Origin of the sequence: Vibrio coralliilyticus ATCC BAA-450 (genome assembly GCF_000176135.1) — a bacterium.
Taxonomy (GTDB): Bacteria; Pseudomonadota; Gammaproteobacteria; order Enterobacterales; family Vibrionaceae; genus Vibrio; species Vibrio coralliilyticus.
Genome location: NZ_ACZN01000013.1, coordinates 146,489 through 170,937, shown reverse-complemented (window position 1 = coordinate 170,937; position 24,449 = coordinate 146,489). Strand labels below are relative to the sequence as shown.

The following is a 24,449-nucleotide window of genomic DNA, read 5'->3' as shown; positions in this document are numbered from 1 at the left end:
AGGTAATATTTACCTATTCTTATCGCACGGAGCGCCTAATGAAACCTATAAAAAACCTCGCTCAGTATTATGTCGATCTTTTGGTCAAGCTTGGCATTTTGCGTTTCTCTATTCTTCTTGCTTTGGCTCTTGTCGCATTGGCCGTTGTAGTTCAGGTTGGCATTACCTTGGTGCTAAGTGGACATGTCGATGACATAGACATTGTTCGCTCAGTGTTTTTTGGTCTATTGATTACGCCATGGGCTGTGTACTTCCTTTCTGTCGTGGTTGATCAGCTTGAGGAGTCCCGTCAGCGATTATCCAAGTTAGTCTCCAAGCTCAAAGATATGCGCTCACGAGATCAGGAGCTGAACCATAAACTGCAGCAGAACATCTCAAAGCTGAACCAAGAGATTGAAGAACGGATTAAGGCAGAAGAAGCCCGTGAAGAAGCGATGAAAGATCTCGAGAATGAGGTTTATCAGCGTGAGCGAACTCAGCTAGAGTTAGCTGAGCGAACGGCTTTACTACGATCTTTCATTGATGCCTCTCCGGATCTTATCTATTACCGTAATGCAGACGGTGTTTTCTCAGGCTGTAACCGTGCAATGGAAGAATTGACCGGTAAAAAAGAGAACCAGCTTGTCGGTCTGACACCATGGGACGTTTACAGCAAAGAAGTCGCTCAACAGATTGTCGATACGGATGAAAAAGTCTTTGCCGATAATCAAGCATTAACATACGAACAGTGGCTTGAATATCCAGATGGGCACAAAAATTATTTTGAGTTACGCAAAGTGCCTTTCTATAGCAAAGATGGCCGCCACCTTGGGCTGGTTGGCTTCGGCCGCGATATCACTGAGCGCAAACGCCACGAAGAATCGTTGAAAAAAGCCAGTCGCGATAAGACCACCTTTATTTCAACCATTAGCCACGAACTGCGCACACCGCTTAATGGAATTGTCGGATTGAGCCGCATGCTGTTGGATACTCAGATGACGGATGAGCAGCGCAATCACATGCAAACTATTAATGTCAGCGCGATTACCCTAGGTAATATCTTCAACGATATTATTGATATGGATAAGTTTGATCGCCGCAAACTGGAGCTGTTCCCTTCTTCGCTGAATTTTGAAGAGTTTGTAGCGGAAATGGAAAGTATCTCTGCCTTGATGGCTTCTCAGAAGGGGCTGCGATTTGATCTGGAACGATTAAGCGATCTGCCTACTGCAATTGATGTCGATGCCACAAGGCTACGTCAGGTGCTGTGGAATCTGATCAGTAATGCGATGAAATTCACCAAAGAAGGTGGCGTCGTGATGACAGTTGAAGCTGAAGTCGATGAAGAGTATGCCAACATCACGATGGAAATCGAAGACAGTGGTATCGGGATCCCAGAAGCAGAATTGGATAAGATCTTTGCCATGTATTATCAGGTTAAGTCGGGCAAAGATAATCTACATGCCGTTGGTACAGGGATTGGTCTTGCGGTGTCCAAACAGCTGATTAAGATGATGGATGGGGATATTACGGTCAGTAGTGAAGAAGGCTTTGGCAGTACCTTTACGGTGACCATTCATGTCCCACTCTCTGTGGTCGAGGAAGAGCCTGAAGTGTCTCCGGCTGAGCGTAAGGAGCTCAATATCTTTATGGTTGAAGATATTGAGCTGAATATTACAGTCGCTCGCTCGTTACTTGAGAGTATGGGGCATGAAGTTAGCGTGGCAATGACGGGGCAAGATGCTATCGAAATGTTTGATCCAGAGATCTATGATCTGGCTTTCCTCGATATACAGCTTCCAGATATGACAGGTTTTGATGTTGCTGAATTTTATCGTAAAACTTATAAAGATTTGCCGCCTTTGGTCGCCCTTACAGCCAATGTACTGAAGAATAAAAATGAGTATCTTGAAAAAGGCATGGACGATGCGATTAGCAAACCACTATCGGTGACCGCGGTTCAGGAAGTGATTGCCAAGTTTACTTCGGATGAAGATTACCAACAGCCAGAGCCTGTCACTGTGGTGGAAAGTTCAGAAGGCAATGACTTGTTTAGTCGAGTTCTAGATCTGGATATGTTGGAGTCCTACGTAGGGATCGTCGGCTCACAGCCTGTGCTGGATAGCATTGAAATGTTTGAGAATATGATGCCTGAATACGTCGAAGTGCTGAATTCCAACATGACGGCAAAACATCAAGAAGGCATTGTTTCTGAAGCGCACAAGATTAAAGGTGCAGCGGGTTCTATTGGCCTTAAGCACATTCAGAAAGTTGCTCAGAAAGCACAGTCACCGGATTTACCCGCTTGGTGGGAAAACATCGATGACTGGGTTGAAGAAATAAAGAATGAATATCAGAATGATATTCAAACTCTGAAAGAGTGGTTGGCTCAAAGGTGATAACAATGAATAAAATAGCATTAGTAGCGCTGGGCGCAGCGCTTTTAGCAGGGTGTTCAACCGCGCCAGTCGGTTGGGAGCAAGACAACCAGACCAAGGTTGAAGACGCGACGGTTAGTTTAAAGAGTAATCTTTGGCTGAATAAAATGCCGACCTTAGGTGAAGTGCAAGATCAAACGCTCCATGGTGCCCTGTATCTGCAGTCAGACAAAGTGTTGCCAGCGACTCTGGAAGTGGAGAGCATCTCAATTAAGCAGGGAGAAGATAGCTGGATTATTGATGGTGATTTACTCGACTTACGCACTCATAATCAAAGCCATTGGGAAGTTGCCTTTGTGTGGCAATTCGCGGTGGATGCAGACAAGCCAGTCGATGTCGCATTGATGCTTAAGAACGGCGACAAAGTAGAGTGGCTAGTAGAAAAAGATGTGGTGATAGACACCGTATACTAGTTAATGAGTTAGCCAAGAATGAAAAAAGGTTGATGCGAAAGCATCAACCTTTTTACTTTTCAGTGTTAGCTGTTAGCTGTTAGCTGTTAGCTGTTAGCTGTTAGCTGTTAGCTGTTAGCTGTTAGCTGTTAGCTGGGGCTTCTTTGAGGCCTGCGTTGATATCTAGGATATCTTGCTCACTCAACGTGCCGACAGCTTGACGAAGCTGCAACACACTTAGGATGTAATCGTAACGTGCGTTAGATAGGTTCTTGTTTGCATCGTACAAGTTACGAGTTGAGTCAAGAACGTCGACGATAGTACGGGTACCTACATCAAAGCCTGCTTCTGTTGCTTCTAAAGCAGATTTAGCTGAAACCACAGTTTGTTCATAAGCGCGCAGTGCGCCAATCGAAGCACTGATGTTGTTGTTAAAGGCGCGCACGTCTTTAACGACACTACGGTAAGTAGCTTCTAAATCTTGGCTTGCAGCAACGTAATCAAATTGTGCTTGCTTAGTTAGTGAGGTAGTTGCGCCACCTGAGTAGATTGGAACTGAAAGGTTCAAACCAACGTTGAATGTATCTGTTTCTGTAGTGTTTCCAGCATCTGGAGAAGTTTCGCTCATCGTATAACCACCATCTAAAGTTAACGATGGAAGGTGGCCAGAGCTTTGCAGTGAAATTTTGTCACGTGCTATATCTTGTGCAATACGAGAAGAAAGCAAACTTAAGTTTTTCTGTTGTGCTTCTTCCACCAAAGCATCGACTGGTGCATCTGTTTTGCTTGCTGAGAAACGCGCAATATCTAATACGTTCAGATTCGTGTGCTCTAGACCAGTAATTTCACGTAAGCCTTCGTAGCTGTTGATCAAATCATTCTGTGCTAGCACTTCGTCTGCTAACACTGAGTCGTACTGTGCTTGTGCATCATGTACGTCAGTGATTGCTGACAAACCCACTTCAAAACGTTGCTTAGTTTGCTCCAATTGGCGGCCTACCGCGGCTTTTTCTGCCTGAACAAACACTAGGTTATCCTGGGCTTTTAGTACGTCAAAATAGGCTGTTGCTACTCGCAAGATAAGTGCTTGCTGCGCTGCTGCATACGTTGCATCAGCATTACGTGCAGTTTTTTCAGCAGTATCCAACGTGATCCAGCTTGAACGATTGTAAAGCTCTTGAGTGAACCCTAAATTGGCATTCCACGCATCGTTGTCCTTATTAACGTTGTCAGTTTCGGTTTGATTAATATCGTACGCTGCTGTCAGGTTAATTTGAGGTAGTAAGGTGGCACGGCTAGAGTTCACCGCTTCAAATGCAGAGTCACGAGTAGCTGCTGCGCTAAGTAATGTTGGGTCGTTTTCTTTTGCTTGGTTATAAATTTCCGTCAGTGTGTCAGCAAAAGCGTTGGTGCTTAAGCTGCCTAGTGCTGCACTGATAAATAGTGGAAGCAGTTTTTTCATAGGTCCTATTCCTGCCAAAATATGAAAAAGGTGACTCATCGAGAGTTTAACTCATACTGATGCTAATTCACGCAAAACTTTGCAAATTTTTACACTTAACTATCCACTTGTGCAATATATTTAATTCATCAATTTAACTCAGAATACAAAATTTGTATAAAAAGTTGAGCCATGTCCTTGGAAGTTAAGCTTTTGTCTGAGTAAACTATAAGATTCACTCACTGAGGTGCCAAATGCAACTATCTGACAATCAACAAAGTGAATTTACTCCACAAGATGTAGAAATTATCTCAAAAGAAACTCTATTTAAGGGCTTTTTTAGGATGATTAAGTATCGCTTCAGACATAAATTGTTCGAAGGCGGCTGGAGTGAGGTGATTGAGAGGGAGATGTTTGAACGTGGTCATGCTGCTGCGTTGTTACCGTATGATCCAGTGAGTGATCAGGTCGTTCTGATTGAGCAAATTCGTGTCGGTGCTTTGGAGCACGCTCATCCATGGCAGCTTGAAATTGTTGCAGGTATCATTGATACCGATGAATCGCCAGAGCAAGTCGTTCGCCGTGAAGCCTCTGAAGAAGCGGGGATTTCGGTTGAGGAGTTAGCTAAAGTCACATCTTATTACCCGTCCTCAGGCGGGTGTTCTGAAAAGCTGGATGTGTACGTCGGAAAAGTGGATGCTTCAACCGCTCACGGAATTCATGGTTTAGACTATGAAGGTGAGGACATTCGAGTTCATGTGGTGAGCCGTGAGACCGCTTATCAATGGATTGTTGAAGGTAAATTTGAAAATGGCGCTTCGATTATTGCACTGCAATGGTTGCAGCTAAACCACCAATCGTTAAGAGAACAATGGCACAAGTAGCAGTAAAAAAGCCGTATCACGTTGATTTGTCAGATTTGATGCGGACTTATGAAACCAATTACGCCAAGCTCAATGCTTTGCTTCCTCATCGGGCAAAGGTGGGCGATGTGCGCTGCTACCAAGCCGCCAATATGACCTATCAAATTCAAGTGGTCGAAGTCACAAAGTACACAACTTTGGTCGATATTTGTCAAAGTGATGATATCCCGGTATTTCCATTACCAAAAATGTCTGTCAGGCTCTACCACGATGCTCGTGTTGCAGAAGTGTGTGAATGTGAGCACTTAAAAAGAGTCAACGCTCGATACGAGTACCCCAACGATAAGATGGTTCAACAAGATGAAAAAGTACAACTGAACCGCTTTTTAGGGGATTGGTTATCTTTTTGTTTAAGGCATGGTATCAGCCGGACGCCGATCAATATTTAGGTTTTTAGTTTTGAAAGTAACGTCATGCTCATCCGATGGCAGCATTAGACTGCTACAGATTACAGATACGCACCTGTTTGAAGCAACAGATGGCAGCTTGTTGAGTGTAAATACTGCTGACAGCTTTAATGCGGTGGTTGACGCTATTGTCGAAGAGAGTCCCGCTTATGATGCAGTGTTGGCAACGGGGGATATCTCCCAAGATCATAGCGAAGTGTCCTACCAGCGTTTCGAGCAGGGCATCGTACCTCTTAAGAAAAAATGCTTCTGGTTACCAGGTAATCATGATTTTAAACCGAGTATGAATTCGGTGATCCCTTCTCAGCAAATTCAGCAAATTGACCATGTCTTATTGGGTGATACATGGCAAATGATCATGTTGGACTCCCAAGTTGTGGGCGTCCCACATGGCAGGTTAAGTGATAAGCAGCTGAACTTACTGGAAGAAAAATTATCGCAGTACCCTGAGCGATATACCTTGATTTTGTTGCATCACCATCCGTTGCTGGTAGGTAGTGTATGGTTGGATCAGCATACCTTGAAAGATTCAGATGATTTTTGGCAGGTGGTTGACCAGCATAATAATGTTAAAGCGGTGCTGTGTGGTCACGTGCACCAAGACATGAATGTCATGAGAAATGACGTACGTGTGATGGCGACACCTTCTACTTGCGTGCAGTTCAAACCTAACTCTGATGATTTTGCGCTAGATTATCAGTCACCAGGTTGGCGTGAGTTGCTGCTAAGAGATAACGGAGAGGTAGAGACACAGGTAAAACGCTTACCGGCTGGTTGTTTCCAACCAGACTTTAACTCTGCGGGTTATTGATTTCGAATTCACCTACATTAAGGACTGCTATGCGACCTTCTTTGCTTCTTTATATCCATGGCTTTAACAGCTCTCCCTTGTCTCACAAAGCCAATGTTATGAAAGAGTACTGCCAACAGCATAGGCCGGATATCAAAGTTGTAGTCCCACAACTTCCCTGTTTTCCACAGCAAGCCGCTGAATATTTGCTCAACATAATCGAACAACATAAAGATGACTATCAAATTGGCTTGATAGGCAGCTCTTTAGGCGGCTATTTGTCAATGTGGCTCAATAGGCAATTTGGTTTTAAAGCGGTTGTGGTCAACCCTGCAGTTAAGCCATATGAGTTGTTAGCTGATTATCTAGGTGAGCAGGAAAACCCTTATACACACCAGCGCTATGTGCTGGAAAGCGTCCATATTGATGAGCTGAAAGCGTTAGATACGCCCATCATTAAACAAGCTAAAGACTTTTGGCTGTTGCAACAAACTGAAGATGAAGTACTGGACTACCGTCAGGCGGTTGAGAAATTCTTAGGTGCTAAGCAGACTGTTGAAGAGGGAGGCGACCATAGTTTTGTTAACTTCGAACGTTACCCTCAACAAATTATCAAATTCCTTCAGCTCTAGTATTCATTGAGGGAAGAGTCATAATTTTAGCGGTTACTTAGTTATCTCGCTTGACATCATTCCTTCTCTTCCAGACTATGTTTCACCTGTACTGAGCTGGATTCAGAACGACGAGAGTTTGGTCGTTTTTGCTACTTTTTAGACTAATTAATAAAAAGAACAAAATCTTGCCGGCTCAGTAACCCATTTATTCTATATAACGATATTCCGTATTATGACTGAACAATATAATGCTGGGGCCATTGAGGTTCTTAATGGTTTGGAGCCAGTACGTCGCCGACCAGGGATGTATACGGATACAGCGCGTCCTAACCATTTGGGACAAGAAGTCATCGATAACAGTGTCGATGAAGCGCTAGCCGGACACGCTTCAAAAGTTCAAGTAATTCTGCATGCCGATCAATCTCTGGAAGTGATCGATGATGGTCGAGGTATGCCTGTTGATATTCACCCGGAAGAGAAAGTCTCCGGTGTTGAACTTATTCTTTGTAAACTCCACGCCGGTGGTAAGTTTTCCAATAAAAACTACCAATTCTCTGGTGGTCTTCACGGTGTAGGTATTTCGGTTGTCAACGCGTTATCAAAACGTGTTGAAGTAACGGTGCGTCGAGATGGTCAGGTATATGAAATTGCCTTTGAGCATGGCGACAAGGTATCTGACTTAACGGTGACGGGCACTTGTGGGCGTCGTAACAAAGGTACCAGCGTCCATTTTTGGCCTGATGCTAAGTATTTTGATTCGGCCAATTTCTCAGTAACCCGTCTGATTAACAACCTTCGTGCTAAAGCTGTACTTTGTCCGGGATTGGAAATTACCTTCTCCGATAAGGTCAATGGTAACGAGCACAAGTGGCTGTATGAAGATGGTCTTAAAGACTACCTTGCGGAAGGCGTGAAAGGCTATACCGTCTTGCCTGAAGAGCCATTTACTGGCGAGTTTTCTGCTGAAACAGAAGCGGCAAACTGGGCCGTGATTTGGCAGCCGGAAGGTGGTGAGATGATCACCGAAAGCTACGTCAACCTCATTCCTACTGCACAGGGCGGTACGCACGTGAATGGTTTGCGTCAGGGTCTGCTTGATGCAATGCGTGAGTTTTGTGAATTCCGTAACCTGCTGCCTCGTGGTGTTAAGCTGACTGGCGACGATGTTTTCGATCGTTGCTCTTACGTTTTATCAGTTAAGATGCAAGATCCTCAATTTGCCGGTCAGACTAAAGAGCGCCTTTCTTCTCGCCAAACAGCAGCGTTCGTTTCTGGTGTGGTGAAAGACGCATTCAGCCTATGGTTGAATGAGAAACCACAGCTTGCTGAGCTCCTCGCTGAAGTGTGTATTGCCAATGCTCACCGCCGCATGCGCGCGAGCAAAAAAGTGGTACGTAAGAAAGTGGCTTCAGGCCCAGCACTACCAGGTAAGCTGACGGACTGCTCGGTGCAAGATCTGAATCGTACTGAAATCTTCTTCGTCGAGGGTGACTCGGCAGGTGGCTCGGCAAAACAGGCCCGTGATCGCGAGTTTCAGGCGGTAATGCCACTGCGTGGTAAGATCCTTAACACTTGGGAAGTGTCTGCAGATCAGGTGCTTGCGTCCCAAGAAGTTCATGATATTTCCGTTGCTTTGGGTATTGACCCTGACAGCGACAATCTAGAGAGCCTACGCTACGGCAAGATCTGTATCTTAGCCGATGCGGACTCGGATGGTTTGCACATTGCGACGCTCTTGTGCGCGCTCTTTACCCGTCACTTTAAAGCGTTAGTCGAAGCAGGCCATATCTATGTGGCGATGCCGCCTCTGTATCGAATCGATTGTGGTAAAGAAGTTTTTTATGCGCTTGATGACGATGAGAAAGAGGGTGTTCTAGAGCGATTATCCAAGAAGAAAGCCAAGATCAACGTTCAGCGATTTAAAGGTCTGGGTGAAATGAACCCACTTCAACTGCGTGAAACCACGATGGATCCGAATACACGTCGACTGGTTCAGTTAACCATTGACGACTCTCAAGCGACCATGGAAATGATGGATATGCTGCTCGGTAAGAAACGCGCGGATGACCGACGCTCTTGGTTACAGAACAACGGTGATTTGGCAGAGGTTTAACGAATGTCTACGGAAATTACATACGATGGCGTTGAACAGTTGCCAATGCGCAAGTTCACTGAAGACGCTTATCTAAATTACTCAATGTACGTCATTATGGATCGCGCCTTGCCATACATTGGCGATGGCTTAAAACCGGTTCAGCGACGAATCATTTATGCGATGTCGGAGCTTGGTCTTTCGGCAGCAGCAAAGTACAAAAAATCGGCACGTACGGTTGGTGATGTGTTGGGTAAATACCACCCACATGGAGACTCGGCGTGTTACGAGGCTATGGTGTTAATGGCTCAGCCGTTCTCTTATCGTTACCCATTGGTTGACGGTCAGGGTAACTGGGGTGCGCCGGACGACCCTAAGTCTTTCGCAGCGATGCGTTATACCGAAGCGAAACTGTCCAAGTTTGCAGAAGTTCTGCTTGGTGAACTTGGTCAGGGCACGGTTGAATGGCAGCCGAACTTTGATGGCACAATGAAAGAGCCTCAAATGCTGCCTGCTCGCCTTCCTCACATTTTACTTAACGGTGTGACGGGTATTGCGGTTGGTATGGCGACTGATATTCCACCACACAATGTGCGTGAAATTGCTGATGCAACCATTCATCTGATCGACAATCCGAAGTCAGAATTAGCCGATGTGATGAACTTTGTTCAGGGGCCAGATTACCCGACAGAAGCAGAGATTATCTCGCCGAAAGCTGAGCTGGAGAAGATCTATCGCACGGGGCGTGGCAGTATTAAAATGCGCGCGGTCTGGCATAAAGAGGGCGGTGATATTGTTATCACGGCACTGCCACATCAGGTTTCAGGCGCTAAACTGCTCGAGCAGATTGCCAGCCAGATGCGAGCGAAGAAGCTACCAATGGTCGATGACCTGCGTGATGAATCGGATCATGAAAACCCGACGCGTATTGTTGTTGTTCCTCGTTCAAATCGTATCGATTGCGATCAGTTGATGAACCACCTGTTTGCTTCGACAGATCTGGAGAAAAACTTCCGCGTTAACCTCAACATGATCGGTCTCGATAACCGTCCACAGGTGAAAGGTCTGGTTCAGATCTTATCAGAGTGGATTGAGTTCCGTCGCGCAACTGTGCGCCGTCGCTTGCAGCATCGCTTGGATAAAGTCCTTGCACGTCTGCATATTCTTGAAGGTTTGTTGGTTGCTTACCTCAACTTGGATGAAGTGATTGAGATCATCCGCACTGAAGACGATCCAAAAGCCGTACTGATGGCTCGTTTCGGCATTACGGATATTCAGGCTGACGCGATTCTTGACACCAAACTTCGTCATCTTGCCAAGTTGGAAGAGATGAAAATCCGTGGTGAGCAGGAAGAGCTAGAAAAAGAGCGTGAAAAGCTTGAACAGTTACTGGGCTCTGAGCGACGTCTGAATACGCTATTGAAGAAAGAAATCAAAGCGGATGCAGAGAAATACGGTGATGATCGCCGCTCTCCTCTTGTTGAGCGTGCTGAAGCGAAAGCCTTGACTGAACGAGACCTTGTCCCGAGTGAACCAATTACCGTTGTGCTTTCAGACAAAGGCTGGATTCGTCACGCTAAAGGTCATGATGTCGACGCCGAAGGACTTAACTATAAGTCTGGTGATAAATATCTGGCCCATGCTCGTGGTAAGAGTAATCAGCAAGCAGTATTCCTCGGCAGTGATGGTCGAAGTTACTCGCTTGAGTCGCATTCTCTGCCGTCTGCGCGTAGTCAGGGGGAGCCGATCACTGGACGTCTGAACATTAATGCAGGGACTAACATTCGTCATGTGGTAATGGGCGAAGAAGATCAATTATGGCTAGTGGGTTCTGACGCGGGCTATGGTTTCGTTTGTAAAGGCAGTGATCTTTTATCGAAAAACCGCAGTGGTAAAGCATTGGTCACACTCCCACAAAATTCGGAAGTGATGACTCCTGACACCATTAGTAACCTAGATAATGATGAAATCTTAGCGATTACCAACCAAGGCCGAATGCTGCTGTTCCCGATTAAGGATCTTCCTCAATTGGGTAAAGGTAAGGGTAATAAGATTATCAATATCCCAGCAGCCAAAGCGAAAGAACGCGAAGAAATGGTATCACATCTGATGTCGTTGCCTCAGGGGGCTTCAGTAACCCTTTATGCAGGTAAGCGTAAGCTAGGTTTGAAACCGGCAGATCTGGACAATTTCCGTGGTGAGCGTGGCCGTCGAGGCAGTTTACTACCGAGAGGGTTGCAGCGAGTGACGCGTATAGAAATAGAAAGCTCTGCGACAGAGCAAGAAAGCGAATAAAACAAAAAATCCCATGCCAAAGAGCATGGGATTTTTTTATCATTCAGTGGTTAAATTTCTCGGGTATCTTCTGCGATCGTGACGCTAAGGGTTTGTTCTTTGCCCTTACGTAGGATGAGCACATCGACGGTTGTTCCCGGCCTCAATTCAGTTACAATATCCATTACACTTTGACGACCATTGATTTTTTGCCCATCAATTTTAAGAATAATATCCTGGGCCTGAAATCCTGCTTCAGCACCCGGTCCGTTAGGATCAACGCCCAGTACCACAATGCCGCCTAAATGCTCATTACCCAATAAACGAGAAGTTACCGAATTAATATCTTGGCCGTCGATACCTATATAGCCTCGGATAACACGACCGTCGGCAATGATCTTCTGCATGATTTTATTGGCGAGAGTGTAAGGGATCGCGAAAGAAATACCGTAAGTTTCAAGCTCTGTCGCTTGCTGGAAAGACGCAGTGTTGATACCAACCAGTTCACCTCGTGTATTCACCAATGCTCCGCCAGAGTTTCCTTCATTGATGGCAGCATCTGTCTGAATAAAGGCTTGTCGGCCGCCGGCACTGATTGAAGAGCGGCCTGTTGCGGACACGATACCGAAAGTGGTTGTTTGACCTAAGTTGTATGGGTTGCCGATCGCCAGTACTACATCACCGACAGTTGGTGAATAGTTCGGATTGAGTGGGATAACAGGAAGGTTGTTGCCTTCAACACGCAGAATGGCGATATCCGTACGTCTGTCTGTCCCAACTAATTGCGCTGCGGCGACGCGACCATCCTGCAGTGCGACGACAATTTGATCGGCCTGAGCGACAACGTGGTAGTTGGTAATGATATAGCCTTTATCACTGACGATGACACCTGAGCCTAATCCTTGAGTCAGTAGCTTTGAACGGTCATCTTCTTTGTACTTTCGGCTGTAAATGTTCACTACCGCAGGGGCGGCTTTACGGACGGCACTATTAAATGAGATTTCTTGTGCGGAAGTAATGTTGATTTCATCGCGGAAATTCTGAGGAAGAATAGTGGAACGCAGAGAGGGGATAGCTAATAGCAACAACGCAGCTGTCGCCAACCCTAAACCTATTGAACGCAATAAGAATTGCAGCATATCTTCCTAACCACTTCAAAATTCAGACAAGTGGCGAAAGAATAGCATTAGATGAGAAAATAACAAAAGGACGGCAGGAGATCCTACCATCCTTTGACATTGACCTCGCGTTTTTAACGCACGACTAGATAAATGGTACGTTCACCACGTTGAATATTCAGAGCCAGTACGCCAGGTTGTTTTTCTAGCACTTTTCTAAACTCTGCAAGGTTCTTGACTCGCTTGCGGTTCACACCAATGATGATATCGCCTTTCGCCAGTTGATAAGCTTCGGCTTTTGACCCTTTCTCAACGGAAGCGACTTTCACACCTTGCACGGAATCATTTGAGGTGGTATTGGTCAGCTCTGCACCCGATAGACCTTCATGCAGTTTATCTGCTGACGCTTTAACGTTTTGCTGCTCACCCAAAGTGACATCAAAGCTCTCTTTTTTACCATCACGGATAATGCCTAGTGAGACCTTCTTGCCAGCACCGAGTGTCGCAACCTTGGCACGTAGCTCACTGAACGAGTGAATATCTTTGCCGTTGACTGATACAATCACGTCACCAGCTTTAAGACCAGCTTTGTCTGCCGCACTGTCCGGAACTACTTGGCTAACAAAAGCTCCCTTGCTTGACTCATAGCCAAGCGCCTCTGCAAGCTCAGAAGTGATTTCACCGCCTTGCACACCCAGCATGCCGCGTTTAACTTCACCAAACTCTAAGATCTGTGCGGTTAGGTTAGTCATCATATTGGATGGAATCGCGAAACCGATGCCGACGTTGCCGCCATTTGGCCCTAGAATCGCAGTATTAATACCAATCAGTTCACCTTTTAGGTTAACTAAAGCACCGCCCGAGTTACCGCTGTTAATCGCAGCGTCAGTCTGGATAAAGTTCTCGAAGTTTTCGATATTCAAACCACTTCGACCTAATGCAGAGACAATACCTGAAGTGACAGTCTGGCCTAAACCGAATGGGTTACCAATCGCGACAGCAAAATCACCGACACGTAATGCATCAGAATCTGCAATCTTAATTTCCGTTAAGTTTTTGGCTTTCTCCAGCTTCAACAGAGCCACATCCGACATCTGGTCTCCGCCAACTAGCTCAGCATCATACTCTCGGCCATCATGCAGTTTCACGCGAATTTTTTCCGCGCCATTGATGACGTGATAGTTAGTGACTATATAGCCTTTATCAGCATTGACGATGACGCCAGAACCGAGGCCTCTGAATGGACGTTCTTGTAGCTGTTCGGTCGGAAATTCAGGACCGAAGAAGAAACGAAACTGCTCAGGAATACGTTGCTTTGATACCTGAGTGCCTTCTACAGAAATACTCACTACCGCAGGGGTGACTTTTTCTAGCATAGGGGCGAGGCTAGGCAACTGCTCTCCATCTACAGACAGAGGAAGGGCCGCTGTGGCTTGTATGGGGGTGATGATTGAACTTAAGCTTAAAGACAGGATGGTTAAAGCAAGCAAAGGTTTTTTCATCTGATAACTCCTAGTTAAGTTAAGGCCTGAGATTCAATATTTGTTTGAAAAATAAGAAATCAATCGACGCTTATGGGAGTTATGACTCAAAAACCTTTGCAAAGTTCACCAAGAGGTAAAATAGAGTTACGACGCTTTAGCGGTCACCGCTTGTGCTGAGTTGAGTACTTCTTTTTTTTCTTCGACTAACATGCCTGTTGCACCTGACGCGTAATCTTTAGGCGCTTCGCTTAGCACCGCTGATGGTTGTTCAGCCTCAGCAGGCTCTTCTGTTTGAGATTGCTCAGCGACTTTTTTATTGAACGGATTGTCTTGTTCAGGAATGTTTGGCAACAATTCTGCAGACGTTTTCGTCATGTGTTGGTAAAGCTTAGTGTATTCCTTACCCAGTGAATCTAACATTTCTGCTGTCTGAGCAAAATGATCAGCAAGATCTTGTTTTTGTTGCTCAAGCTCGAATTTGGCGGTTTCTAAGTCTTTCTGGATGGTCTTCTGTTTTTTGTATCCCGGAGTAGTAATGCGCGAGATGATGATTCCTAAAACAGCGCCAACAAGCAAACCTACGAGGGCATAAATCCAAGGCATATTCGCTCCTTATCATTGTTATTTAACATGTTTTTTACCGGTCGGTTACACATGCTCATCGGACATGTTACTATGAGAATTCGAGACGATAAAGAAAAATGCGTGTGCTCTGCATAGCAGTTTCAATCCTTCTATAGCACGTGAGTGAAGTGATGACACCCTTAGAGATCTATACAAAAGATGTAAAAGAACATGGCTTTCAACAAGATGAAGCGCAGCTTCAAGCGGTGGAAGCCTTGGATAATCTCTACCATGAATTTATTCAATACATAAACACCTCGGTCGAGCCTGTCACCGGATGGAAGAGTTGGTTTGGTAAAAAAGCCTCGTTGCCCGCTGCGCCCAAAGGGCTGTACTTTTGGGGCGGGGTAGGGCGTGGAAAAACGTATTTAATGGATACCTTTTTTGAAGCCTTGCCTAGCGACAAAAAGATGCGCGTACACTTCCACCGATTTATGTATCGGGTGCATGATGAATTGAATGCGCTGGGGGATGTGAATGATCCTCTCGAGTTAGTGGCGGATAAATTTAAATCGGAAGCGGAAATTATCTGCTTTGATGAGTTTTTTGTATCAGATATCACTGATGCGATGATTTTAGGCACCTTGTTCCAAGCGTTGTTCAAGCGTGGCGTGGTGTTGGTTGCGACGTCTAATATCCCACCTCAAGATCTTTACCGAAATGGTTTACAAAGAGCGCGCTTCTTGCCTGCGATTGATTTGATTAACGCTAATTGCCTGATATTGAATGTTGATAGCGGAATCGATTACCGACTCAGAACGTTGGAACAAGCAGAAATTTACCATTTCCCTCTGGATAAGCAGGCTAATACCAATTTGTGTCACTACTTCGAACAACTGGTCGGTGAAAACAAACAAGGTGAAAAAAGCATTGAAATTAATCATCGCCAGGTAGAGGTCGTCAATTCTTACGAAGGGGTATTACACGCCACCTTTGCTCAGTTATGTCAATCGGCCAGAAGTCAGAATGACTATATAGAGCTATCACGGATCTACAATACAGTGTTGCTTGCAGACGTCCAGCAAATGGGGCGGACAATCGATGATGCGGCTCGTCGTTTTATTGCGCTGGTGGATGAATTCTATGAGCGAAACGTCAAATTAATTATCTCAGCGGAAGTAGCGCTAGAAGAGTTGTACACACAAGGACAGCTTGAGTTTGAATTTAAACGTTGCCAGTCTCGATTGATAGAAATGCAAAGCCATGATTATCTGGCGAAAGAGCATTTGGCATAAGGGTTTGGGTGTTTCTATGAGGAGTGAAAAAAAATTAAACTTTTTACCCAAAAAGAGGTGATTTTTTCAACTGACTTCTCTATAATCCTGCGACCCACCGTTACTGCAGACCAAATCCATAGCGGATCTAGGGTCGAGAGTGCCAACCACTCGAAGGGGTGATGACTGGGCTCTTAGTCAGTGGGAGCAATGCTCCTGAAGTGTAAATTTAAATTAACGGGTTATTATTAGCATGAAAACTTTCGTTGCTAAACCAGAAACTGTAAAACGCGACTGGTACGTTGTAGACGCTGAAGGTAAAACTCTTGGTCGTCTAGCAAGTGAAATTGCATCTCGCCTACGTGGCAAACATAAAGCTGAGTACACTCCACACGTTGACACTGGTGATTACATCATCGTTGTAAACGCGGAGAAAGTTACTGTAACTGGTAACAAAGCTAAAGGTAAGATTTACTACCGTCACACTGAATTCCCTGGCGGCCTAAAATCAATCAGCTTCGAGAAGCTAATTGATCGTAAGCCAGAGATGGCGCTTGAGCTAGCAGTTAAAGGTATGCTACCACGTGGTCCTCTAGGCCGTGCTATGTACCGTAAGCTGAAAGTTTACGCTGGTGCTGAGCACAACCATGTTGCTCAACAACCACAAGTACTAGACATCTAATCGGGGATTTCGAAAATGGCAGAGAATCAATACTACGGCACTGGCCGTCGCAAAAGCTCAGCTGCACGTGTTTTCATCAAACCAGGCAGCGGCAACATCGTAATCAACAAGCGTAGCCTTGATGAGTACTTCGGTCGTCCAACTTCTCGCATGGTTGTTAAACAGCCTCTAGAGCTAGTTGAACTAACTGAGAAACTAGACCTATACGTTACTGTTAAAGGTGGCGGTATTTCTGGTCAAGCTGGTGCTATCCGTCACGGTATCACTCGCGCTCTAATGGAATACGATGAGTCTCTACGTCCTACTCTACGTGCAGCTGGTTACGTTACACGTGACGCTCGTTGCGTTGAACGTAAGAAAGTTGGTCTACGTAAAGCACGTCGTCGTCCACAGTTCTCTAAGCGTTAATCTTTTTTCGAAAAGATTGGCCTTCGGTGTTTTCACCGGAATGTGGTCTCAAAAGCCTGGCTTCATGCCAGGCTTTTTGTTTTTCTAAGCAAAAAAATCCCTTCTCCCAGACCAGTTTCGCGAACTTTTATATTACTTATTCCCCTTTTGTGACCTCATAGGCGATTTACTTCACGATTGTTACAAAAAGGTAGCTTTATCTTGTCAAAAAGTAGGGTTTTATTTATCATTTGCCATCAAATAAATACAACTAAATTCGTATTTTGTTAGCCATGCTCTTTAAGCGGAATAACAATAATCCAAAAGGAGCAAATGGGAGAATGTTTGGATGAGCAATGCGCCTTTAAATAACGGTCGCAGACGTTTCTTGACAGCTACAACTGCGGTTGTGGGTGGTCTCGGAGCAGCTGCTGTCGCCGTTCCTTTTATTAAATCTTGGAACCCAAGTGAGAAAGCAAAAGCTGCGGGTGCCCCTGTTGAAGTTGACATCGGTAAACTTGAAGAAGGGCAAATGGTTCGTGTTGAATGGCGTGGTAAACCTGTATGGGTTGTCCGTCGTGCACAATCGATCGTAGACGCGCTGAAAAATATCGACGGTCAGCTTCGTGACCCAGCATCAGGCGAAGAGCAGCAACCAGCATATGCTCAAAATGCCTACCGTTCCATCAAGCCTGAGTACTTTGTTGCTGTAGGTATCTGTACCCACCTTGGTTGTTCACCAACTTATTTACCAGACAGTTTTAGTGAGCAGGTTCAGGGTGTTAAATCAGGTTTCTTCTGTCCTTGTCACGGCTCTAAGTTTGATATGGCTGGTCGTGTTTTCCAAGGTGTACCTGCTCCACTAAACCTGGTTGTTCCAAAGCACATGTATCTCAGTGATACTAAGATTATCATCGGTGTTGACGAAGAAGGGGAGGCATAATGCAAGCTCTACTTGATTGGGTAGAAAAACGCATACCCGCAATGAATGCGTACAAGAAGCACCTTTCTGAATATCCGATGCCGAAGAACTTTAACTTTTGGTATCTGTTTGGCTCACTAGCAATGCTTGTGTTGGTTAACCAGATTCTGACAGGTATCTGGCTGACAATGAACTACGTCCCATCTGGCGATGGCGCGTTTGCTTCAATCGAATACATCATGCGTGACGTAGAGTACGGCTGGCTACTCCGTTATATGCACTCAACGGGCGCGTCTGCGTTCTTCGTTGTAGTTTACCTGCACATGTTCCGTGGCTTGATCTACGGCTCTTATCAGAAGCCTCGTGAGCTGCTGTGGATCTTCGGTATGCTTATCTTCCTTGTGTTGATGGCTGAAGCTTTCATGGGCTACCTACTTCCATGGGGTCAGATGTCTTACTGGGGTGCACAGGTAATCATTTCATTGTTTGGTGCAATTCCTGTTATTGGTGATGACCTAACGCTATGGATTCGTGGTGACTACGTGATCTCAGGCGCTACCCTGAACCGTTTCTTTGCACTGCACGTTATCGCACTTCCTATCGTACTTCTGCTGCTTATCGTTTTGCACGTCTTGGCACTGCATGAAGTAGGTTCTAACAACCCAGACGGTATCGAAACTAAGCTACCTAAAGGTTCGATGGGCGACGACTACAAAACTCAGTTCCCATTCCATAAGGATTACACGAAGAAATACGACATCATTGACTCTATTCCTTTCCATCCTTACGGTACGGTGAAGGATATGGTTGGTGTAGCAGGTTTCCTATTCCTGTTCTGTTACGTGTTGTTCTTTAACCCAGAAATGGGTGGATACTTCCTTGAGCCGCCTAACTTTGAAGCCGCTAACCCACTGAAAACACCAGAGCACATTGCTCCAGTATGGTACTTCACACCGTTCTACGCGATTCTACGTGCCGTTCCTGATAAGTTACTAGGTGTTATCGCGATGGGCGCGTCTATTGTCGTGTTGTTTGTTCTACCATGGCTAGACCGTTGTAAGGTTCGTTCTTACCGCTACCGCAGTAAGTTCCATTTATTCAATATCATCCAGTTTACGATCAGCTTTATTGCGCTAGGTGTTCTTGGTGCGCTACCAGCAACACCAACATATACGCTATTAGCTCAGATCTTCAGCTTAGCTTACTTCATGTTCTTCGTACTGCTGTACTTCTACAGCAAGAACGAAGCGACTAAGCCACTACCAGAAAGGGTGACATTCAAATGAAAAAATGGATTGTAATTTTGTTTGCAATGCTGCCTTCTCTGGCAATGGCAGCGGGCGCAAATGTACCGCTTGATAAAGCAAACAACGACCTAAGTGACCAAGCTTCACTGCAAAATGGTGCCAAGCTGTTCATGAACTACTGTTTCGGCTGTCACTCAGCGCAGTATCAACGTTACGAGCGTGTTGCTCGTGATATCGGTATTCCAGTTGAGTTGCTAAAAGAAAACCTGATTTTCGATCCTAATGCGAAAGTTGGTGATCTGATGGAAAATGCCATCCCGGACAAATCAGCAGCGAAATGGTTTGGTGCAACACCACCAGATCTAACACTAGTTGCCCGTGTTCGTGGTTCTGACTGGCTATACACATACTTGCGTTCTTTCTATGAGGACCCATCTCGTCCGTTTGGAGTGAACAATGTTGTTTTCCCAAGTGTTGGTATGCCGCACGTATTGGAAGAGCTTCAGGGCATTCCTAAGCCGGTTTACGAGACTCAAGTCGTAGAAGGCGAAGAGCATAAAGTTGTGGTTGGTGTTGAAAGTGATGGCACTGGTGAGTTGAACCAAGAAGAGTACGACGATGCAGTTCGTGATTTGGTGAACTTCCTAGAATACTCGGGTGACCCTGTGAAACTAGAGCGTCATGCACTAGGTTGGTGGGTAATGGCATTCCTCGTTATCTTCACTATCGTGGTTGTTCTGCTCAAGAAAGAGTATTGGCGTGATGTGCACTAATTGTGCTATCATGCTGTGCTAATTCCCAATTTTATTGTTGATAATGGAGGCTTAGCCTCCATTATTTTTTATATCTGTAAGTGTGCTGGAGGGCTCCATGGCTGTAGCTGCCAATAAACGTTCTGTGATGACTCTATTTTCAAGTGCATCTGATATGTATAGCCATCAGGTACGTATTGTTCTGGCTGAGAAAGGCGTAAGTGTTGAAGTTGAATTGGTCGACGAAGCAAATCTTCCTGCTGAACTGATTGAACTGAACCCATATAAATCAGTACCTACTTTGGTAGATCGTGAGCTTGCCCTTTACGACTCAAAAATCATCATGGAATACTTGGATGAGCGTTTCCCACATCCACCTTTGATGCCTGTATACCCAGTTGCTCGTGGTAACAGCCGTCTGATGATTTACCGTATTGAGAAAAACTGGTATTCACTGGCAGAGAAAGTTGTCAAAGGCAATGCTGAAGAAGCAGAAGCTGCACGCAACAAGTTACGCAACGACCTTCTTACTCTAGGTCCGGTTTTTGCTGAATTTGAATACTTCATGAGCGAAGAATTCAGTCTGATCGACTGTTATTTAGCTCCGCTATTGTGGCGTTTGCCTCAGCTAGGTATCGAGCTTGTCGGTCCGGGTTCTAAAGAGCTGAAGGTTTACATGAACCGCGTATTTGAGCGTGATTCTTTCCTAGCCTCTTTGACAGAAGCTGAACGTGAAATGCGTCTGAGTCGCTAATTGGAAGCGAAATGGACATAGAAAAAATGACGCCACGCCGACCATATATGCTTCGTGCATTTTATGATTGGCTGGTGGATAACGACTTGACCCCGCATTTAGTCGTGGCTGCTACTCTTCCAGGCGTTCGTGTGCCGGTTGAGTTTGTTCAGGATGGCCAGATCATTCTGAATATTGCTCCTCGAGCGGTGGGGAATTTAGAGTTGGGCAATGAAGCGATTACATTTAGTGCTCGCTTCTCAGGTCGTCCTCACTCTGTCATTGTTCCATTGTATGCCGTGCAAGCCATCTACGCCCGTGAGAACGGTGCAGGTACGATGTTTGAACCAGAAGATGCTTACATGGATGACTTCGAAGAAGAAGACATGGCGGATGTCGAAGAGTTGGTAGAAGAAGAATCAAGCCTGTCCTTAGCGACAGAGTCCGATGACGACGAACCGACTCCAGATGATGAGCCGCCAAGGCCGAAAGGTCGCCCAAGTTTGCGAGTAGTCAAATAAACAAAAAGCAGCAAATTCGCTGCTTTTTTTGTGCCTTGAGAAGTGACTAGCTTCCAGTTTGGAATGCTTTGATGACTTGTTTGACTCCGGATATGTTACGTGCAACATCCACGGCAATATCCGCTTGTTCGGGAGATACATAGCCCAGCAAGAAGACTTCTTTGTCTTCTGTAATCACTTTCACTTTAATGCCATTAAGCTCACTATTTGTCAGTAAGGCGGATTTCACTTTGGTTGTGATCCAGCTGTCATGACTGATTTGGCCAACAGAAAGTGGAGCTTTAATACGGACTTGGTTATGAATTTTCTCTACGCCTTTCAGCTCTTTGGTTTTAGCGACAAACTGGTTGAGCAGATCCTGATTACTTGCTTGGCCCATTAGTACCACTGTGCCGTCGTAGGAACTGGCGGTAATTCTGACCTCCCGCTGAAAAGGTGGCTTATTCGCTAAGCCTGCCACTTCAAACTCGATATTGTTGTCATCCCACATCTCTTGTGTTGTGCGGGTGTCGGTGACAACATTGACGGTCGTTGCTGCGCCAGCAACAAACAAACCTGCACAGCCAGTTGTGCTGAGTAGCATACAGGTTATGACAAAAGCTTTAAGGTGTTTCATAACTTACTCTTCGTGAGCTGGGAACAGTACTTGATCGATAAGATCGCATAAGCAGTGCAGTGTCACCATATGCACTTCATGAATTCTTGCCGTTCTGTGAGATGGTATCCGAATTTCCACATCGTTTTCTCCCAGTAAACCTGCCATCTCGCCGCCATCTTTACCTGTGAAGGCAATGATCGTCATATCACGCGTCACGGCTGCTTCCATGGCTTTGATGATGTTTTTACTGTTACCACTGGTCGATATAGCCAGCAAGATATCTCCTGTTTGGCCAAAAGCTCTGACCTGTTTTGAGAAGATTTCCTCATAATGGTAATCATTGGCTACCGCAGTCAGGGTGGTATTGTCGGCCGTTAACGCCATTGCAGGTAGGCTTGGACGTTCGGTTTCAAAGCGGTTGAGCAGACACGAGACAAACTGTTGTGCATTAGAGGAAGAGCCACCGTTACCGCAGCATAAGATCTTATTCCCATTGAGTAGGCTGGCGACCATGGCCTGTGCGGCGTGGGTAATCGCATCTGGCAGAGCTTCTGCGGCGGCAATTTGAATCTGAATACTTTCTGTAAAGCTGTCTTTAATGCTGTCTAGCATTGATTATCCTTGAGTTATTGCGTTTTTTATCCACTCGATTTGCTTACCTTGCTGATGCAAGGCCACCAAGTCAAATCGAAAATCGGTTGTGTGTGCGGACTTACCCTGTTTCATCAACCAGACGTTGGCTGTTTTGATGAGCTTGTGCATTTTGCTTTGGGTAACCGTTTCTGCAGCGTGGCCATAGTGTTGGTTTGAGCGGTAACGTACTTCAACAAACACTATGGTAGTGCCTTCCTGCATTATAAGATCGAGTTCACCACCTTTGGAATGGAAGTTTCGCTCAATCGATGACAGGCCTTGGCGGATGAGGTATTGCTCCGCCAAGGTTTCGTAGTGTTCACCACTTTGGCGTTTACTTAGCCACACCATGTTCAGCCCAGCTGATTTCTCGTTGTACTACGCAGTCTTCGTTGATGCTCAGTACACCGGTATTGCCCTGCAAAGTATGGCCTTGAACAACTTTCATTTGTGGCAATTGTTCCATTAGCAGGTATGCATCCATACCAAGCGCTTGAAGGCGTTTCTCTGCATTAGAATCTTTCGGCCACAATTGCTCCATTTGCGCTTCCAATGCTGCATTTGGCTGTATTAATAGCGGGATGTCACTGTACATCACGCCTGTGAGGTCTTCATATTGCTGGCGGCCACTGTTACTGCGTGAGTTTGAGAACAGTTTAGGTGGTGCGGTATCTGGGTTCACTGCTACTTCTATAAATGGCTTGATCAGTGTTAGCTCTGAACTACCTGCCACTATGTATACTGCATCAATATCGCGACGGCTGCGCGGTTGGCTTTCGAGAGGTATATCAAGTAGTGATTCCATTTGGGCGATATGCTGCTGGCTTTCTTGTAAGCCAAAGACTTTATTGATATCACGTTGAAGCTGGCGTTTGTCGCCAATAGATTCACCGCGACTTTATCTTTACTGTATTTCTTCCATTCCCCTTCGAAGGCTTCAACAACACGGGTGCCAAGCCTGCCTTGTGGAGCGAGAATTAGCGGGTAGCGATATCCTTGAGCAATAGGTGTTTTGCCGCCTGAGCAACTTCTTGCTCTGGTGAGAGTGCCAAATAGCAAGTGTTATTGCCCGCTTCTAGGTCATCTGGAATGTTTAACGCTAAGGTAGGTAGTGGGCGCGAAAAGCTGGCTTGTGCTTGCTGTAGCTTTTCAATGTTGCTTTTAATCAGTGGACCAACAACAAAGTCGATGTTTTTCTCTACTAAAGTCTGCTCTAACTGCTCTGGTGTCACAGTGTTGGTATCGATCACAGTCAGGTTGGCATTCTCATCACGCTGCGTGTCGTTCATCATTTCTAGGATGAAGCCGTCACGAATCAACTGAGCTTGTTTGGCGAACTTACCAGATAAAGGCAGGAGCAAAGCCGTACTGACGGGTTTGACAATTTCGAGGTCGAGAATATCGCTAATCGCTTGAGGAGTATAAGCCGCTGCCGGGTGATCCGGATTTTCTTCTAGCCACTTTTCTAGGGTGTTTTTAAGCTGAGGAATGTTGCTGGATAAGGTTTTAGTGTATATCGCTAGTTGCAACCAACCGTCTAGGATGGCTTCATTCGGCTCAGCTGAAAATTGGGTAATCTGGTACTGACTGTATTGATTGAGGTTGGTCCACACGCCCTGAGCGATAGCTTCTTGTTCCGCTTGGTCAACATACTCTGATGACTTAGTCAGTTCGCGAGCTGCTTCGAAATACTGGCCTTGTTGAGTCAGGAGTTTTGCTCGTGTCTGGTGGTAGGCTTTCCACTGTTCATCGGCCAAATTCCAAGATGGCTTGAAGTTAAGTTTGCTGAGCGCCTCTTCGTATTTCTCTTGCTTCATCAACACATCAGCACGCGCCAGTTGCCATTCTGCTTGCTGCAGTTGGGTTAAGTTTTGTCGGCCGAGGCGCTTTATTAACAATTCAGCCTGAGTGATATCGTTTGATTCAATGGCGGCTTTTAAAGCCATGATTAACCAATCACTCTGAATATTGCCTTCACTGCTGTCTGCACGCATTAGGTAAGTCTGCATGGACTGGTTAGGGGCAAGCGTTATATCAACATAAGTCGGTGTTGAAGGTGCAGTAGAACAGGCCGCCAGTGTGACAGCAAGGGCTACAGGAGTCAGTAAGCGTGTTACACTGAGTCGCTTTTGGTTTTTCATGGCCATGAGTTATTAACTAATTCCGTATAAAATTGTGTCTATA

Annotated in this window: 23 protein-coding genes and 1 pseudogene; 16 read left to right on the top strand and 8 right to left on the bottom strand. The window is 45.6% G+C overall.

What is annotated here, in order from left to right; all coding sequences use genetic code 11:
- Positions 1-38: 38 nt before the first annotated feature.
- Both arcB and VIC_RS04195 read left to right on the top strand, forming a co-directional pair.
- Positions 39-2,378: an aerobic respiration two-component sensor histidine kinase ArcB gene (arcB, locus tag VIC_RS04200; protein WP_006958038.1), complete on the top strand. Its 2,340-nt coding sequence runs from the start codon at positions 39-41 to the stop codon at positions 2,376-2,378.
- A 5-nt stretch (positions 2,379-2,383) separates the two neighbouring features.
- A complete protein-coding gene (locus VIC_RS04195; RefSeq protein WP_006958037.1) occupies positions 2,384-2,830 on the top strand; it encodes a hypothetical protein in 447 nt (148 codons plus the stop codon).
- A gap of 121 nt (positions 2,831-2,951) precedes the next feature.
- Here VIC_RS04195 and tolC read toward each other — a convergent pair whose 3' ends face one another.
- Entirely contained in the window at positions 2,952-4,271 is a 1,320-nt protein-coding gene (tolC, locus tag VIC_RS04190; protein ID WP_006958036.1) for an outer membrane channel protein TolC, read from the bottom strand.
- A gap of 233 nt (positions 4,272-4,504) precedes the next feature.
- Here tolC and nudF point away from each other — a divergent pair, with 233 nt between their 5' ends.
- The 6 genes from nudF (at position 4,505) to parC (ending at position 11,371) form a co-directional block, all read left to right on the top strand.
- A complete protein-coding gene (gene nudF, locus VIC_RS04185; protein WP_006958035.1) occupies positions 4,505-5,134 on the top strand; it encodes an ADP-ribose diphosphatase in 630 nt (209 codons plus the stop codon).
- The gene (locus VIC_RS04180; RefSeq protein WP_006958034.1) at positions 5,122-5,562 is read left to right on the top strand and encodes a DUF1249 family protein; all 441 of its coding nucleotides are present in this window, start codon (positions 5,122-5,124) and stop codon (positions 5,560-5,562) included. The genes nudF and VIC_RS04180 overlap by 13 nt, the downstream gene beginning before the upstream one ends.
- 10 nt (positions 5,563-5,572) lie before the next feature.
- Positions 5,573-6,391, top strand: a complete 819-nt coding sequence (gene cpdA, locus VIC_RS04175) for a 3',5'-cyclic-AMP phosphodiesterase (RefSeq protein WP_006958033.1) — start codon at positions 5,573-5,575, stop codon at positions 6,389-6,391.
- Between the two features lie 29 nt (positions 6,392-6,420).
- A complete protein-coding gene (gene yqiA / locus VIC_RS04170) occupies positions 6,421-7,002 on the top strand; it encodes an esterase YqiA (RefSeq protein ID WP_006958032.1) in 582 nt (193 codons plus the stop codon).
- 214 nt (positions 7,003-7,216) lie between these two features.
- Positions 7,217-9,097: a DNA topoisomerase IV subunit B gene (gene parE / locus VIC_RS04165; protein WP_006958031.1), complete on the top strand. Its 1,881-nt coding sequence runs from the start codon at positions 7,217-7,219 to the stop codon at positions 9,095-9,097.
- 3 nt (positions 9,098-9,100) lie between these two features.
- Positions 9,101-11,371: a DNA topoisomerase IV subunit A gene (parC, locus tag VIC_RS04160; protein WP_006958030.1), complete on the top strand. Its 2,271-nt coding sequence runs from the start codon at positions 9,101-9,103 to the stop codon at positions 11,369-11,371.
- A gap of 50 nt (positions 11,372-11,421) precedes the next feature.
- On the opposite strand, the gene degS is transcribed toward parC, so the two are convergent.
- The 3 genes from degS to zapG form a co-directional block, all read right to left on the bottom strand.
- On the bottom strand, positions 11,422-12,489 hold the full coding sequence (degS, locus tag VIC_RS04155) for an outer membrane-stress sensor serine endopeptidase DegS (RefSeq protein ID WP_006958029.1): 1,068 nt from the start codon (positions 12,487-12,489) through the stop codon (positions 11,422-11,424).
- Positions 12,490-12,602: 113 nt separating this feature from the next.
- Positions 12,603-13,970, bottom strand: coding sequence for a DegQ family serine endoprotease (locus VIC_RS04150; RefSeq protein ID WP_006958028.1), 1,368 nt, complete (start codon positions 13,968-13,970; stop codon positions 12,603-12,605).
- 126 nt (positions 13,971-14,096) lie between these two features.
- Positions 14,097-14,555 (bottom strand): Z-ring associated protein ZapG, encoded by a 459-nt coding sequence (zapG, locus tag VIC_RS04145; RefSeq protein ID WP_006958027.1) that lies wholly within the window; start codon positions 14,553-14,555, stop codon positions 14,097-14,099.
- Between the two features lie 152 nt (positions 14,556-14,707).
- Here zapG and zapE point away from each other — a divergent pair, with 152 nt between their 5' ends.
- The 8 genes from zapE (at position 14,708) to sspB (ending at position 21,034) form a co-directional block, all read left to right on the top strand.
- Entirely contained in the window at positions 14,708-15,811 is a 1,104-nt protein-coding gene (gene zapE, locus VIC_RS04140) for a cell division protein ZapE (RefSeq protein WP_039951263.1), read from the top strand.
- Between the two features lie 232 nt (positions 15,812-16,043).
- Positions 16,044-16,472, top strand: coding sequence for a 50S ribosomal protein L13 (rplM, locus tag VIC_RS04135; protein ID WP_006877363.1), 429 nt, complete (start codon positions 16,044-16,046; stop codon positions 16,470-16,472).
- Between the two features lie 15 nt (positions 16,473-16,487).
- Positions 16,488-16,880 carry a 30S ribosomal protein S9 gene (rpsI, locus tag VIC_RS04130; protein WP_005436094.1) on the top strand — a complete coding sequence of 131 codons (393 nt, stop codon included), beginning with the start codon at positions 16,488-16,490 and terminating at the stop codon, positions 16,878-16,880.
- 328 nt (positions 16,881-17,208) lie between these two features.
- The gene (gene petA, locus VIC_RS04125; protein ID WP_006958025.1) at positions 17,209-17,802 is read left to right on the top strand and encodes a ubiquinol-cytochrome c reductase iron-sulfur subunit; all 594 of its coding nucleotides are present in this window, start codon (positions 17,209-17,211) and stop codon (positions 17,800-17,802) included.
- Positions 17,802-19,067 carry a cytochrome b gene (locus tag VIC_RS04120; protein WP_006958024.1) on the top strand — a complete coding sequence of 422 codons (1,266 nt, stop codon included), beginning with the start codon at positions 17,802-17,804 and terminating at the stop codon, positions 19,065-19,067. Before petA ends, VIC_RS04120 begins: the two co-directional genes overlap by 1 nt.
- Positions 19,064-19,801 carry a cytochrome c1 gene (locus VIC_RS04115; protein WP_006958023.1) on the top strand — a complete coding sequence of 246 codons (738 nt, stop codon included), beginning with the start codon at positions 19,064-19,066 and terminating at the stop codon, positions 19,799-19,801. Before VIC_RS04120 ends, VIC_RS04115 begins: the two co-directional genes overlap by 4 nt.
- 97 nt (positions 19,802-19,898) lie before the next feature.
- Positions 19,899-20,534: a stringent starvation protein SspA gene (gene sspA / locus VIC_RS04110; protein ID WP_006958022.1), complete on the top strand. Its 636-nt coding sequence runs from the start codon at positions 19,899-19,901 to the stop codon at positions 20,532-20,534.
- An 11-nt stretch (positions 20,535-20,545) separates the two neighbouring features.
- Positions 20,546-21,034, top strand: a complete 489-nt coding sequence (sspB, locus tag VIC_RS04105) for a ClpXP protease specificity-enhancing factor (RefSeq protein WP_006958021.1) — start codon at positions 20,546-20,548, stop codon at positions 21,032-21,034.
- 46 nt (positions 21,035-21,080) lie between these two features.
- Here sspB and VIC_RS04100 read toward each other — a convergent pair whose 3' ends face one another.
- From VIC_RS04100 to VIC_RS04085, 4 genes and pseudogenes are all read right to left on the bottom strand, one after another.
- Complete coding sequence (locus VIC_RS04100; protein WP_006958020.1) at positions 21,081-21,650, bottom strand: BON domain-containing protein; 570 nt, start codon at positions 21,648-21,650, stop codon at positions 21,081-21,083.
- A gap of 3 nt (positions 21,651-21,653) precedes the next feature.
- Positions 21,654-22,244 (bottom strand): phosphoheptose isomerase, encoded by a 591-nt coding sequence (locus VIC_RS04095; protein ID WP_006958019.1) that lies wholly within the window; start codon positions 22,242-22,244, stop codon positions 21,654-21,656.
- A gap of 3 nt (positions 22,245-22,247) precedes the next feature.
- The gene (locus VIC_RS04090; RefSeq protein WP_006958018.1) at positions 22,248-22,616 is read right to left on the bottom strand and encodes a YraN family protein; all 369 of its coding nucleotides are present in this window, start codon (positions 22,614-22,616) and stop codon (positions 22,248-22,250) included.
- Positions 22,600-24,406: pseudogene (locus VIC_RS04085) on the bottom strand (penicillin-binding protein activator). Before VIC_RS04085 ends, VIC_RS04090 begins: the two are co-directional and overlap by 17 nt.
- Positions 24,407-24,449 lie beyond the last annotated feature (43 nt).